This window comes from Streptomyces sp. NPDC040410 (assembly GCF_055595715.1).
The window spans coordinates 642,057-654,434 of record NZ_JBVIVK010000002.1 but is presented as its reverse complement, the minus strand read 5'-3'; the positions used below and the strand labels follow the sequence as shown (position 1 = coordinate 654,434).

The following is a 12,378-nucleotide window of genomic DNA, read 5'->3' as shown; positions in this document are numbered from 1 at the left end:
CCCGTCCGTCCCTCGCACTCACCCCATCAGCGGCAGCAGCCCGCCGAGGTCGGCCCGTTCCCCGCTCGCACTGACCACGGCCGCCTCGACGGCGTCCTGCCAGGCCAGCCGGCCGGTCGCCAGGCGGATCCAGGTCAGCGGGTCGGTCTCGACGACATTGGGCGGGGTGCCGCGGGTGTGCCGGGGACCCTCGACGCACTGCACGACGGCGTACGGCGGGACCCGCACCTCCGTCGAGCCGCCGGGTGCCTTGGCGGCCAGGGCGTCGGCGAGGAGCCGGGTGCAGGCGGCGAGGGTCTGGCGGTCGTACGGAATGCCGAGGCCGGGCACGGCCGCGTTCAGGTCGTCGGAGTGGACGACGAGCTCGACGGTGCGGGTGACGAGGTAGTCGTCGAGGCGCATGGCGCCGGTGCGGGCGGCCAGCAGGCGGGTGCCGGGGGCGGCGGAGAGGCGCTCGGTGAGGCGTTGCCCGGTGCGGGCGTAGAGGGCGTCGAGGTCGGGGTCGGCCGCGGCCAGCTCGCGCGTGCCGACGGCGATGTCACCGGCCCGGGTGGCGGTGGCGAAGGGCCAGTCGAGAAGGGTGAGGTCCGGCTCGGGGGGCTCGTCCCGGTCGATGTTGCGGCTGACGGTCTCCACGGCCATGGCCACATGCGCCGCGAGGTCGCGGACGGTCCAGTCGCCGAGCCGGGTGGGCGACGCCAGCTGCTCGGGAGTGAGGGTGCGGACGGCCTCCCGTACGTTCCCGAACTGGGCCAGGACCGCGGTGCGGATCTTGGCGGGGTCGTACGTCCGTGTGCGCTTCTTGGCCGGCGGCATGGCGGTGAGCCTATGCGTTAGCGCCGGGCCTTCACCGCACAGCCGTACAGCCGCACCGGAAGGCCCCGCCGGAACGGGCGGGGCCTTCGAGTCGCCGGGCCGACTACGCGAGCAGCGCCGGGATGGTCTCCTCGTGGGCCGTCCGCAGCTCGTCCAGGGAGAGCGCGAACTCGCCCTGGAGCTCCACCGAGTCTCCGTCGACGACACCGATGCGGACGGCGGGCAGGCCGCGCGCGCCGCACATGTCGTTGAAGCGGACCTCTTCGGAGCGCGGGACGGCGACGACGGCGCGGCCGGCCGACTCCGAGAAGAGGAAGGTGAACGCGTCGAGCCCGTCCGGTACGACCAGCCGCGCGCCCTTGCCGCTGAGCAGGGCGGATTCCACCACAGCCTGGATCAGTCCGCCGTCGGACAGGTCGTGCGCGGAGTCGATCATGCCGTCGCGGGAGGCGGAGATCAGGATCTCGCCGAGCAGCCGCTCGCGCTCCAGGTCGACCTTGGGCGGCAGGCCGCCGAGGTGGTCGTGGACGACCTGGGACCAGGCCGAACCGCCGAACTCCTCGCTCGTGTCGCCGAGGAGGTAGAGCAGCTGGCCCTCCTCCTGGAAGGCGACCGGGGTGCGCCGGGCCACGTCGTCGATGACGCCGAGGACCGCCACGACCGGGGTCGGGTGGATGGCCGCCTCGCCCGTCTGGTTGTAGAGCGAGACGTTGCCGCCGGTCACCGGGGTGCCCAGCTGCTGGCAGGCGTCCGCCAGGCCGCGGATGGCCTCCGCGAACTGCCACATGACGGCCGGGTCCTCGGGCGAGCCGAAGTTCAGGCAGTCGGAGACGGCGAGCGGCTTGGCGCCGGTCGTCGCCACGTTGCGGTAGGCCTCCGCGAGGGCCAGCTGCGCGCCCGCGTACGGGTCGAGCTTGGCGTAGCGGCCGTTTCCGTCGGTCGCGATGGCGACGCCGAGGCCGGACTCCTCGTCGATGCGGATCATGCCGGAGTCCTCGGGCTGGGCGAGGACGGTGTTGCCCTGCACGAAGTGGTCGTACTGCGAGGTGATCCACTTCTTGGAGGCCTGGTTGGGCGAGCCCACCAGCCGGAGCACCTGCTCCTTGAGCTCTTCGCTCGAAGCCGGCCGGGGCAGCTTGTTCGCGTCGTCCGCCTGCAGCTCGTCCTGCCAGGACGGACGGGCGTACGGGCGCTCGTAGACCGGGCCGTCGTGGGCGACCGTGCGCGGGTCGACATCGACGATCTTGCCGCCGTGCCAGTAGATCTCCAGGCGGTCGCCGTCGGTCACCTCACCGATGACGGTGGCGATGACGTCCCACTTGTCGCAGATCTCGAGGAACCGGTCGACCTTCTCCGGCTCGACGACGGCGCACATGCGTTCCTGCGACTCGCTCATGAGGATCTCCTCGGGCGAGAGCGTGGAGTCGCGCAGCGGTACGTCGTCGAGGGTGACGCGCATGCCGCCGGAGCCGTTGGAGGCGAGCTCGGAGGTGGCGCAGGACAGACCGGCCGCACCGAGGTCCTGGATGCCGACGACCAGCTTCTCCTTGAACGCCTCCAGGGTGCACTCGATGAGGAGCTTCTCCTGGAAGGGGTCGCCCACCTGGACGGCGGGGCGCTTGGACGGCTTGGCGTCGTCGAAGGTCTCGGAGGCGAGGATCGAGGCGCCGCCGATGCCGTCGCCGCCGGTCCGGGCCCCGTACAGGATGACCTTGTTGCCCGCGCCGGACGCCTTCGCAAGGTGGATGTCCTCGTGCCGCATCACGCCGATGGCACCGGCGTTGACCAGCGGGTTGCCCTGGTAGCAGGCGTCGAAGACGACCTCGCCGCCGATGTTGGGCAGGCCGAGGCAGTTGCCGTAGCCGCCGATGCCGGCGACGACACCGGGCAGCACGCGCTTGGTGTCGGGGTGGTCGGCCGCACCGAAACGGAGCGGGTCGACGACGGCGACCGGGCGCGCGCCCATCGCGATGATGTCGCGGACGATGCCGCCCACACCCGTGGCCGCGCCCTGGTAGGGCTCGACGTACGACGGGTGGTTGTGCGACTCGACCTTGAAGGTCACGGCGTAGCCCTGGCCGACGTCGACGACACCGGCGTTCTCGCCGATACCCACGAGGAGGGCGTCCGACTGGGGCGCCTTCTCGCCGAACTGGCGCAGGTGGACCTTGGAGGACTTGTACGAGCAGTGCTCGGACCACATCACGGAGTACATGGCGAGCTCGGCGCCGGTGGGCCGGCGGCCGAGGATCTCCACGACCCGCTCGTACTCGTCCTTCTTCAGGCCTAGTTCGGCCCAGGGCAGCTCGACGTCGGGGGTCGCGGCCGCGTGCTCGACCGTGTCCAGAGGCGTCCGGCTCATACGTTGACCAGCTTCTTGAGGATCGAGGTGAAGAAGGGGAGGCCGTCGGTGCGGCCGGTGCCGATCAGCGGCTCGACGGCGTGCTCGGGGTGCGGCATGAGGCCCACGACGTTGCCGGCCTCGTTGGTGATGCCGGCGATGTCCCGGAGGGAGCCGTTGGGGTTGCCGTACCCGTCAGCGGCTTCGCCGCCGACCGCGTAGCGGAAGGTGACCCGGCCCTCGGCTTCCAGCTTGTCGAGCGTGTACTCGTCGGCGACGTACCGGCCGTCGATGTTCTTGAGCGGGATGTGGATCTCCTGGCCGGACTCGTAGTCGCTGGTCCAGGCGGTGTCCGCGTTCTCCACCCGCAGCCTCTGGTCGCGGCAGATGAAGTGGAGGTGGTTGTTGCCGAGCATCCCGCCCGGGAGGAGGTGGGCCTCGGTGAGGATCTGGAAGCCGTTGCAGATGCCGAGGACCGGGAGGCCGGCCTTCGCCTGCTCGATGACCGTCTCCATCACGGGCGAGAAGCGGGAGATGGCGCCGGCCCGCAGATAGTCGCCGTAGGAGAAACCGCCCGGCAGCACGACGGCGTCGACCTGCTTGAGGTCCTTGTCCTTGTGCCAGAGGGCGACGGGTTCCGCGCCCGCGAGACGGATCGCGCGCTGGGTGTCCCGGTCGTCGAGGCTGCCCGGGAAAGTGACGACGCCAATACGAGCGGTCACTTCACGGCCTCCGCGACTTCTTCCACCTTGACGGTGAAGTCCTCGATCACGGTGTTGGCGAGGAAGGATTCCGCAAGATCGTGGATGCGGGCGAGCGTGGCCTCGTCGACCGGCCCGTCAACTTCCAGTTCGAATCGCTTTCCCTGACGTACGTCCGAGATGCCTTCGAAACCCAGTCGCGGCAGTGCGCGCTGCACCGCCTGGCCCTGGGGGTCGAGGATCTCCGGCTTGAGCATGACGTCGACTACGACGCGTGCCACTGGCACTCCCGGTGTGTGGTGCTGAGCAGGTTCCTTCAGACTACCCGCACAAAATTTCTACGCGGGTAGAGTTGGAGGAATCTACGTGACGGCCATCACGATCGTGTATCGGTGGGGTTCCTTCACGAAAAGTTCAGGGAAAGATCCCGGATCAACCCGTCACACCTATTGCGCTGGGACACGCGGACAGATTTAGTCGGTCTTCACATTGCAATGCCGGGCACTGTACAAATGAATTGGCAATAGCCGATACTTTGCCCAATAGCAGGCGGACAGTCGACATCTCCGAGGCGTCTTGGCACGTCATCGCAGAGATGCCGCACGAAGGGACCGATATTCGTGGCGCAGCGTGTCGTAGTCACTCTCTTTGACGACATCGACGGCTCGGAAGCGGCGGAAACGATCGCCTTCGGACTCGACGGCAAGTCGTACGAGATCGACCTGAACCAAGCCAATGCCAAGAAACTGCGTAAGGCGCTCGCGCCGTACGTGGAGGCCGGCCGCAAGCGGTCGAGGTCGGGCAAGGCGTACCGGCAGACGGAGGTGGCCCCCGACCCGGCGGCCGTACGGGCCTGGGCCCAGGCCAACAAGATGGAGGTCCCCGCTCGCGGGCGGATCCCGAAGAAGGTCTACGAGGCGTTCGCCGAGGCCCGGTAGAGCGCGCACGGCGGCCACCCGAACCGCCGGCCGACGACCGGTCACCCGCCCCTCGGGAGAACCGACTTGCGCTGCACCCCTCCTGGTCAGCTAGAGTCTGGAGCACGCCGAGGGGCGAGGCCGAAAAGCCCACCCCCGGAGTACACGCGGGTGTAGTTCAGTAGCAGAACATCCCCCTTCCAGGGGGAAGGCGCAGTGTGCAATTCCTGTCACCCGCTCTGCACCGCCGTACCGACCACGGTTGTGGATCAGGTAGGCTGGTGCTCGCACCGATCGGTGAGAGCCGGTCGGAGGCAATGCGGACGTAGCTCAGTTGGTAGAGCGCAACCTTGCCAAGGTTGAGGTCGCGAGTTCGAGCCTCGTCGTCCGCTCGGGAATGAGACCCCGGTCCATCGGACCGGGGTCTTTTCGTATCGACGGGCGAGCGCCCGCCTGACATTTGTCATGCCGAGTGATGACATCGCGCACTGCTGCCGGGCCCGGAACACCGGGACGCTGAAGGCATGGACACAGGCGGACACGAACACGTGATTGAGGTCACTGACCTGCGGCGTGTGTACGGGGGCGGGTTCGAGGCGGTGCGCGGCATCTCCTTTTCCGTACGCCGTGGAGAGATCTTCGCCCTGCTGGGCACCAACGGCGCCGGAAAGACGTCGACGGTCGAACTGCTGGAAGGGCTCGCCCGGCCGGCCGGCGGGCGGGTGCGGGTCCTCGGCCACGACCCCTTGGCCGACCGGGCAGTCGTACGGCCCCGCACCGGCGTCATGCTTCAGGAGGGCGGTTTCCCGTCCGAGCTGACCGTGGCGGAGACCACGCGGCTGTGGGCGGGCTGCACCAGCGGGGCCCGCCCCGGACGGGAGGCACTGGGGCTCGTCGGGCTGGCCGGGAAGGCCGACGTGCGCGTGAAGCAGTTGTCCGGAGGTGAGCGGCGGCGCCTGGACCTCGCGCTCGCCCTGCTCGGCGAACCCGAAGTGCTGTTCCTCGACGAGCCGACCACCGGACTGGACGCCGAAGGGCGCCGCGACACCTGGGACTTGGTGCGCGCCCTGCGCGACGCGGGCACGACCGTGCTGCTGACCACGCACTACCTGGAGGAGGCGGAGGACCTCGCCGACCGGCTCGCGATCCTGCACGAGGGGCGCATCGCGGCGGCCGGGACACCGGACGAGGTGACCGCCGCGCAGCCGTCCCGGATCTCGTTCGAGCTTCCCGAGGGCTACTTCGTGGGGGATCTGCCGCCGCTCGGCGAACTGGGTGTGTGCGGGCACGAGATGAACGGGCGGACCGTCCGGCTGCGGACCCGCGAACTCCAGCGCACGGCCACCCGGCTGCTGGTGTGGGCCGAGCGGGCCGGTGTGGAGCTGCGCAGGCTCGATGTGCGGTCGGCCTCGCTGGAGGAAGCGTTCCTCGGGATCGCCCGGGACTCCCAGCCCGCAGAGGAGTACGTGGCATGAGCACCGTCACCACCACCCCGGCCGGCCGGATGGCCGCACTCGCACGGGCCGAGCTCACGCTGCTCGGGCGCAGCAGGACCGCCGTCCTCTCGGCCGTGTTCCTGCCCCTTGCGATGCCGCTCAGTCTGCAGTCGGCGGTCGAACAGATGGACCTCGGGGACGTCGGGCTCAGCGTCGGGCTGGTCCTGCTGCCCGCCGCGATCGGCTTCTCGCTGCTCTTCAGCGTGTACGCCACGCTCGTGGGCGTCTTCACCGCCCGGCGCGAGGAACTCGTCCTCAAGCGACTGCGCACCGGCGAACTGCGCGACGCGGAGATCCTCGCCGGGGCCGCGTTCCCGGCGGCCGCCATCGGCCTGGTCCAGTCCCTGGTCCTTGCGGTGGGCTGTACCGCTCTGCTCGACGTGCCCGCGCCCAAGGCGCCCCAACTCGCCGTCCTGGGCCTGGTGTCGGGCCTCGCGCTCTGCGTGTGCCTGGCGGCGGTCACCGCGAGCTTCACCCGGACCGTCGAGAGCGCGCAGGTCACTTCGCTCCCGCTGATCCTCGCGTCGATGACGGTCTCCGGGGTCGTCGTCCCGCTGGACATGCTGCCCGACCGGCTGGCCACGGTGTGCGAACTGCTGCCGCTGACAGGGGTGATCACGCTGGTGCGCGGCGGCTGGACCGGGGGCCTCTCCGCGTACGAGACGGTGGTCCCGGTGCTGACCACGCTGGCCTGGACCGCCGTAGGAGTGTTTGCTGTACGACGGTGGTTCCGGTGGGAGCCGCGTCGTTGACTGACGGGGGGACCGAGGTGCGTGGGCCGGTCACATGGTGGGGGGCCAAGAGCACGCCGGCGAAGGTGGAGACGTACACACGATGGTCGTTCCACTTCTTCGTCGCGATCGAGATCGCCACGGTCGGACTGCCGTCCCTCGGCCAGGTGGAGCCCGGTCTTGGGGGCTGGCTGGTGCTGATGGTGTGCGTGCACGGCGGGGTCTGCGCGGTGACGGCGTCGCGGGCGCTGGACTGGACGCGGGGCCGCCGCGAGCAGCCCGTCCGGATGCTGTGGATGCTGGGCGGCGTCAGCGCGGCGGTCGCCGTCGCGGCGGTCTGGATCGGGGAGCACGGTCCGGGCGGTGACGAGGTCGACACCGCGACGGGCGGGCTCTTCGGGACCGTGCTCGTCGTCGGAGCCGGCGTCATGACGCTCGGCGTCCGCCGCCGACGGCGCGCGTCCACCGTCGTCGGCGGCTTCGCGGCGGGCTCGGGGCTGGTGGCGTTCGCGCTGGGGGTGCCCGCCCCCGCCGCGCTGCTCACCGTGGTGGCCGTCCTGGTGGGCGCGGGGCTCCTCGCCTTCACCTCCGCCTTCTCCGTCTGGCTCCTCAACACCGTCTACGAACTCGACGAGGCCCGCGAGACCCGCGCCCGGCTCGCCGTCGCCGAGGAACGGCTCCGCTTCGGGCGCGATCTGCACGACGTGATGGGGCGGAACCTGGCCGTGATCGCGCTGAAGAGCGAGCTGGCCGTGCAGCTGGCGCGACGCGGGCGGCCCGAGGCCGTGGACCAGATGATCGAGGTGCAGCGCATCGCGCAGGAGTCGCAGCGCGAGGTGCGCGATGTCGTACGGGGCTACCGCGAGGCCGACCTCGGCGCCGAACTCGCCGGTGCACAAGGGGTGTTGACGGCGGCGGGGATACGGTGCGAGGTGAGCGGCGAGGCGGCCGGACTGCCCGCCGAGGTGCAGTCGGCGCTCGGCTGGGTGGTGCGGGAGGCGACCACCAATGTGCTGCGGCACGGGGACGCCGGGCGGTGCGTGGTGACCCTGCGGGTGACGGAGGAGCGCGTGGTGCTGACCGTGGAGAACGACGGGGCGCGGCCCTCCCGCGCGAGCGGCGGATCGGGGCTGGCAGGGCTGCGGGAGAGGCTGACGGCGGTGGATGGCGAACTTCAGGCGGGCGCGATGGGCGACGACCGGTTCCGGGTGACGGCCACGGTGCCCCTGCCGGCGATGCGGACTGTGAGCGAGGTCACCGCGTGACGCCCGTACGGCTCCTGCTCGCCGACGACGAGCACCTCATCCGGGGTGCGCTCGCAGCGCTGCTCTCCCTCGAGGACGACCTGGTGATCGTGGCCGAGGCGGCCAGCGGACCCGAGGCGCTGGCGATGGCCCGGTCGCACGAACCCGACGTGGCCGTGCTCGATCTGCAGATGCCCGGCGCGGACGGTGTGAAGGTCGCCACATCCCTGCGCGCCGAACTGCCCGGCTGCCAGGTACTCATCGTCACCAGTCACGGCCGCCCCGGACATCTGAAGCGGGCCCTTGAGGCGGGTGTGCGCGGATTCGTCCCGAAGACGGTCAGCGCGCGGCGCCTCGCCGAGATCATCCGCACGGTCCATGCCGGAAACCGCTACGTAGACCCGGAGTTGGCCGCCGACGCGATCGCCGCCGGAGACTCGCCGCTGACGTCACGGGAGGCCGAGGTGCTGGAGCTCGCCGCGGACGGGGCGCCCGTCGCCGAGATCGCGGAGCGGGCCGCGCTGTCGCAGGGGACCGTACGGAACTACCTCTCGTCGGCCGTCTCCAAGCTCGGGGCGGAGAACCGTCATGCGGCGGTCCGGCTCGCCCGCGAGCGAGGTTGGGTATAGTTGGCCTCGCGCCACGGCGCAGTGCGGACGTAGCTCAGTTGGTAGAGCGCAACCTTGCCAAGGTTGAGGTCGCGAGTTCGAGCCTCGTCGTCCGCTCCGGATCAAGGCCCCGGTCATCGACCGGGGCCTTTGTCGTGCCCGGGCCCTAACTCCAGGCCATGCCCGTCAGACGCTCGTACGCCTCCACGTACTTGGCGCGGGTCGCGTCCACCACCTGCTGCGGCAGCGGCGGCGGGGGCTGCTCGCTCCTGCGGTCCCAGCCGGACTCCGGAGACGTCAGCCAGTCGCGGACGAACTGCTTGTCGTACGACGCCTGCGCGCGGCCCGGCTGCCACTGGTCGGCCGGCCAGAAGCGGGAGGAGTCCGGGGTGAGGACCTCGTCCGCGATGACCAGGGTGTCGCCCTCGAAGCCGAACTCGAACTTCGTGTCCGCGAGGATGATCCCGCGGTCGCGGGCGATGCCGCGGGCGCGGGAGTACACGGCGAGGGTGGCCTGGCGCAGCTGGGCGGCGGTGTCCGCGCCGACCTGGCGGGCGACCTCCTCGTACGAGACGTTCTCGTCGTGCTCGCCGACCGCGGCCTTGGTGGCCGGGGTGAAGATCGGGGCGGGCAGCTCCGAGCCGTCGACGAGGCCCTCGGGGAGGGTGAGGCCGCAGACGGTGCGGGACTCGTCGTACTCGGCCAGGCCCGAGCCGGTGAGGTAGCCGCGGGCCACGCACTCCACCGGGACCATGTGGAGCGACTTGCAGATCAGGGTGCGGCCGGCCCAGTCGGCGGGGGCACCCGGAGGCAGCTCGGTGCTCAGGACGTGGTTGGGGGCCAGGTCGGCGAGCTGGTCGAACCACCACAGGGAGAGCTGCGTGAGCACCCGGCCCTTGTCGGGGATCTCGGTGGGCAGCACCCAGTCGTAGGCGGAGAGGCGGTCGCTGGCGACCATCACGAGGTCGCCCGCCGCGTTCTGGTACAGCTCGCGCACCTTGCCGGTGTGCAGATGCACCAGGCCCGGAACCTGAACAGGTTCGGGCTTTTCGACGAATCCGGACACGGTTCCTCCCCGTGGTTGAAAACAAAGGGGCGCCCGTAGAGCCCAAACAGGGTGGTGGTGGGCGACGGGCGGGCCCAAGTGACTCGATTCTCCCGTATGCGGAGATCGGTCTTGGTACGGGGTGCGCGGAGCGGGCTCTGCCGCGTGGTCGGGGGGCGATGACGCGGCAACGTTCAGTCACGTTTGCAGATGCGGTCCAGGAGGTTCGCCGTGGCGCGCTGCACGCGGGCGTCGACGTGGCCCGGACGGTCCAGGGACGGCGACCACGCGAAGGTCCCGGACGCGAAGACCAGCGCGCCGGAGGGGGCGCGGTAGAGGGACGTCTCCTGGTGGCGGACGACGCCCTCGCCGTCGGTGTACGGGGAGTGGGCGAGCAGGATGCGGTCCTCGTGCTCGGGCAGGGGTGTGCGCGGGAAATAGCGGTCGGCCTCGCCCGCGACCAGGCCGTCGATGCCGTCGCCCTCCCCCGCGCCGGTCGCCTCCCACAGCCAGTGGTCGGCATTGCGGACGATCAGGGGGTGCGGATCGGGGACGCGGCCCGCGTACTGGATGCCGACCAGTTGCTGTTCGGCCCGGTCGATCTCTCGCCAGAGCAGCGGCTTGCCCGGGCCCTTGCGCTTGCGGCAGGTGAGCAGGCGGTCGGGGACACCGGAGGGGGAGGGGCCGAGCTCCACCTGCCAGTACATGGTGTTGGCGGAGAGGAAGACGAGGGAGGTGCCGTGGTCGCGGGCGCGCTCCACGGTGCGGCGCATGTTCACCGACCAGTACTCGTCGTGGCCGGGGAAGACCAGCCCGCGGTAGCGGGTGGGGTCGAGCCGGCCGGCGTGCAGGTCGCGGGCGTCGGCGTAGGCGAGGTCGTAGCCATAGCGCTCGGCCCAGCGGATGAAGTCGTAGGCGTGGCCGACGTGCAGGGGGAGGCCCGCTCCCGCGTACGGCCGTTCGAAGGAGACGGTGGTCGCCGCGTCGGCCTCGCCCAGCAGACGGCCGTTCTCGTCCCAGGCGTGGTAGAGGCTCGCGCCCGTGCGGCCGTCCTCCGGGTAGAGGTTGTAGGCCTGCCAGGTGACGTCGGGCAGGATCAGCAGCAGGTCTGCGGGGTGGTTGTCGCGGACGGTGAAGGGGACGTGGGAGCGGTAGCCGTCGGCCGTGGTCAGGACGGCGACGTACGCCCCGACGCTCCAGTAGCTCGGGATCTGGAGGCGCCAGGACAGCCACCAGTGGTGGCAGGAGACCGTGCGGTCCGCCGTCAGGGGCGGGGGCTGGACGATGCCGGACAGGCGGGGGCTGGTGGTGATCTTCGTGGCGCCGTCGCCGCCGTAGTGGCCGATGCGGTAGATGTCGACGGCGAATTCCTGGGGCGGGTCGACGGTGATGTGGAAGTCGACGGCCTCGCCGGGCGCGACCGCGCCGGTGGAGGTGAAGCCCTTGATCTGACGGCGGACGTCGTCCGCCGAGCGGGGGCCGCCGGAGGCGGTGCGGGGGGACGGGACTCGCGGGGGGCCCGCCTTCGGGGTGTGGGCGGGGTCCGGGTCCACGTACCAGGCGACCATCTGGCCGGTGTCGTCGAAGTACGTGTCGGTGCCCCGGAGCCAGGGGACGGGACCCTGGCCGAAGGGGTCCGTCACCGCGTGCGCCAGCGCTCCCGACTCCCAGCGGCGGATGTGCTCCGATCCCATCGGTCGCTCCCCTCCCTCGTGCCCCGCTCTTCCCCGCTCGTGCCCCGTGGTCGTGCGTCGTGGGTTGTGCGGGCGTAAGCCCTTGCTGTGAGCGTGACTGGTCCCAAGCACATCACATTACGCACGCACGCGGTCACTATTCGTTGCGAATTGACCGAAAATGGAACCAGGGCATCCGTTACGCGTGTCGCTGTCCCTCGTCCGCGGCGAACCCTTCCCCGTCAGGGGCCGAGCGCTGTGCCGCCGCTGGTGCGGGACCGTCAGACCAGCCGTACCGGCTTCTCCGGGCGTATCCCCGACTTGACCAGCCACGCCCGCAGCGGGGCCGGGTCGCCGTCCTCGACGAGACTGAGGACGCGGGGGGGCAGGTCGGCCGCCCGTTCGCCGTTGATGAGGAGGGACGGGCCGTCGAGCCAGTCGAGACCCGGCATCGCCCCGGCGGTGTCCATCGCGGCGCAGCAGACCATCGCGGTGACGTGATCGGCGAGCAGTTCGCGGGCCGTACGCGGTGGCTGCAGGGGGAAGAGCGGGAGCGCGCCGTCGTCCCACAGGGCGGCGTCGGGGGCCTGCCCGGCCGGTCCGGCCGATGCCGTCCGGTCCGCGGGGACCTCCGCCTCTTCACGCGCCAGCTCCGCACTGAGGCCGGCGGCGAGCGCGGAACTCCGTTCGTTGCCGCCGTCGGGGTCGTGCTCGTCGTCCTCCCTGCCCAGTGCCATGTCATCGGACGGGGCGGACGGCTCGGGGGTGTGTGCGTGGCCGGTGGCTGGGACGGGCGGCTCGGGCCT

At 70.9% G+C, this 12,378-nt stretch carries 11 protein-coding genes, 3 tRNA genes and 1 pseudogene; 8 read left to right on the top strand and 7 right to left on the bottom strand.

The features are described 5' to 3' along the window. Window positions 1-18: 18 nt before the first annotated feature. From ACZ562_RS07095 to purS, 4 genes are all read right to left on the bottom strand, one after another. Window positions 19-816, bottom strand: coding sequence for a maleylpyruvate isomerase family mycothiol-dependent enzyme (locus ACZ562_RS07095; RefSeq protein ID WP_471174688.1), 798 nt, complete (start codon window positions 814-816; stop codon window positions 19-21). Between the two features lie 103 nt (window positions 817-919). Next, a complete protein-coding gene (purL, locus tag ACZ562_RS07090; protein WP_471174686.1) occupies window positions 920-3,178 on the bottom strand; it encodes a phosphoribosylformylglycinamidine synthase subunit PurL in 2,259 nt (752 codons plus the stop codon). Beyond that, a complete protein-coding gene (purQ, locus tag ACZ562_RS07085; RefSeq protein ID WP_471174684.1) occupies window positions 3,175-3,879 on the bottom strand; it encodes a phosphoribosylformylglycinamidine synthase subunit PurQ in 705 nt (234 codons plus the stop codon). The genes purL and purQ overlap by 4 nt, the downstream gene beginning before the upstream one ends. Further along, the gene (gene purS, locus ACZ562_RS07080; RefSeq protein ID WP_307675862.1) at window positions 3,876-4,139 is read right to left on the bottom strand and encodes a phosphoribosylformylglycinamidine synthase subunit PurS; all 264 of its coding nucleotides are present in this window, start codon (window positions 4,137-4,139) and stop codon (window positions 3,876-3,878) included. The genes purQ and purS overlap by 4 nt, the downstream gene beginning before the upstream one ends. Window positions 4,140-4,478: 339 nt before the next feature. Between purS and ACZ562_RS07075 the strand changes: the two genes are divergently transcribed. The 8 genes from ACZ562_RS07075 to ACZ562_RS07040 all read left to right on the top strand — a co-directional run bounded on the left by ACZ562_RS07075 (window position 4,479) and on the right by ACZ562_RS07040 (window position 8,971). After that, complete coding sequence (locus tag ACZ562_RS07075) at window positions 4,479-4,796, top strand: histone-like nucleoid-structuring protein Lsr2 (protein WP_471174681.1); 318 nt, start codon at window positions 4,479-4,481, stop codon at window positions 4,794-4,796. Between the two features lie 146 nt (window positions 4,797-4,942). Then, window positions 4,943-5,014: transfer RNA gene (locus ACZ562_RS07070), tRNA-Gly, on the top strand. An 80-nt stretch (window positions 5,015-5,094) separates the two neighbouring features. Beyond that, a tRNA-Gly gene (locus ACZ562_RS07065) sits at window positions 5,095-5,167 on the top strand. Window positions 5,168-5,299: 132 nt separating this feature from the next. Continuing rightward, window positions 5,300-6,250, top strand: coding sequence for an ABC transporter ATP-binding protein (locus ACZ562_RS07060; protein WP_471174679.1), 951 nt, complete (start codon window positions 5,300-5,302; stop codon window positions 6,248-6,250). Then, entirely contained in the window at window positions 6,247-7,023 is a 777-nt protein-coding gene (locus ACZ562_RS07055) for an ABC transporter permease (RefSeq protein ID WP_471174677.1), read from the top strand. Before ACZ562_RS07060 ends, ACZ562_RS07055 begins: the two co-directional genes overlap by 4 nt. A 17-nt stretch (window positions 7,024-7,040) precedes the next feature. Then, entirely contained in the window at window positions 7,041-8,267 is a 1,227-nt protein-coding gene (locus ACZ562_RS07050) for a sensor histidine kinase (RefSeq protein WP_471174819.1), read from the top strand. Next, window positions 8,264-8,875: a response regulator gene (locus ACZ562_RS07045; RefSeq protein WP_471174675.1), complete on the top strand. Its 612-nt coding sequence runs from the start codon at window positions 8,264-8,266 to the stop codon at window positions 8,873-8,875. Before ACZ562_RS07050 ends, ACZ562_RS07045 begins: the two co-directional genes overlap by 4 nt. Window positions 8,876-8,898: 23 nt before the next feature. Next, window positions 8,899-8,971: transfer RNA gene (locus ACZ562_RS07040), tRNA-Gly, on the top strand. A 49-nt stretch (window positions 8,972-9,020) separates the two neighbouring features. On the opposite strand, the gene ACZ562_RS07035 is transcribed toward ACZ562_RS07040, so the two are convergent. The 3 genes and pseudogenes from ACZ562_RS07035 to ACZ562_RS07025 form a co-directional block, all read right to left on the bottom strand. Further along, entirely contained in the window at window positions 9,021-9,920 is a 900-nt protein-coding gene (locus ACZ562_RS07035) for a phosphoribosylaminoimidazolesuccinocarboxamide synthase (protein WP_471174673.1), read from the bottom strand. A 173-nt stretch (window positions 9,921-10,093) separates the two neighbouring features. Beyond that, window positions 10,094-11,593: a N,N-dimethylformamidase beta subunit family domain-containing protein gene (locus ACZ562_RS07030; protein WP_471174671.1), complete on the bottom strand. Its 1,500-nt coding sequence runs from the start codon at window positions 11,591-11,593 to the stop codon at window positions 10,094-10,096. Between the two features lie 260 nt (window positions 11,594-11,853). After that, window positions 11,854-12,378: pseudogene (locus ACZ562_RS07025) on the bottom strand (hypothetical protein); the annotation flags it as partial.

Excerpts from the sequence above, each read along its gene's own strand:
- ACZ562_RS07095 (WP_471174688.1), bottom strand. The coding sequence starts at position 816 with ATGCCGCCGGCCAAGAAGCGCACACGGACGTACGACCCCGCCAAGATC.
- purL (WP_471174686.1), bottom strand. The coding sequence starts at position 3,178 with ATGAGCCGGACGCCTCTGGACACGGTCGAGCACGCGGCCGCGACCCCC.
- ACZ562_RS07060 (WP_471174679.1), top strand. The coding sequence starts at position 5,300 with ATGGACACAGGCGGACACGAACACGTGATTGAGGTCACTGACCTGCGG.
- ACZ562_RS07055 (WP_471174677.1), top strand. The coding sequence starts at position 6,247 with ATGAGCACCGTCACCACCACCCCGGCCGGCCGGATGGCCGCACTCGCA.
- ACZ562_RS07030 (WP_471174671.1), bottom strand. The coding sequence starts at position 11,593 with ATGGGATCGGAGCACATCCGCCGCTGGGAGTCGGGAGCGCTGGCGCAC.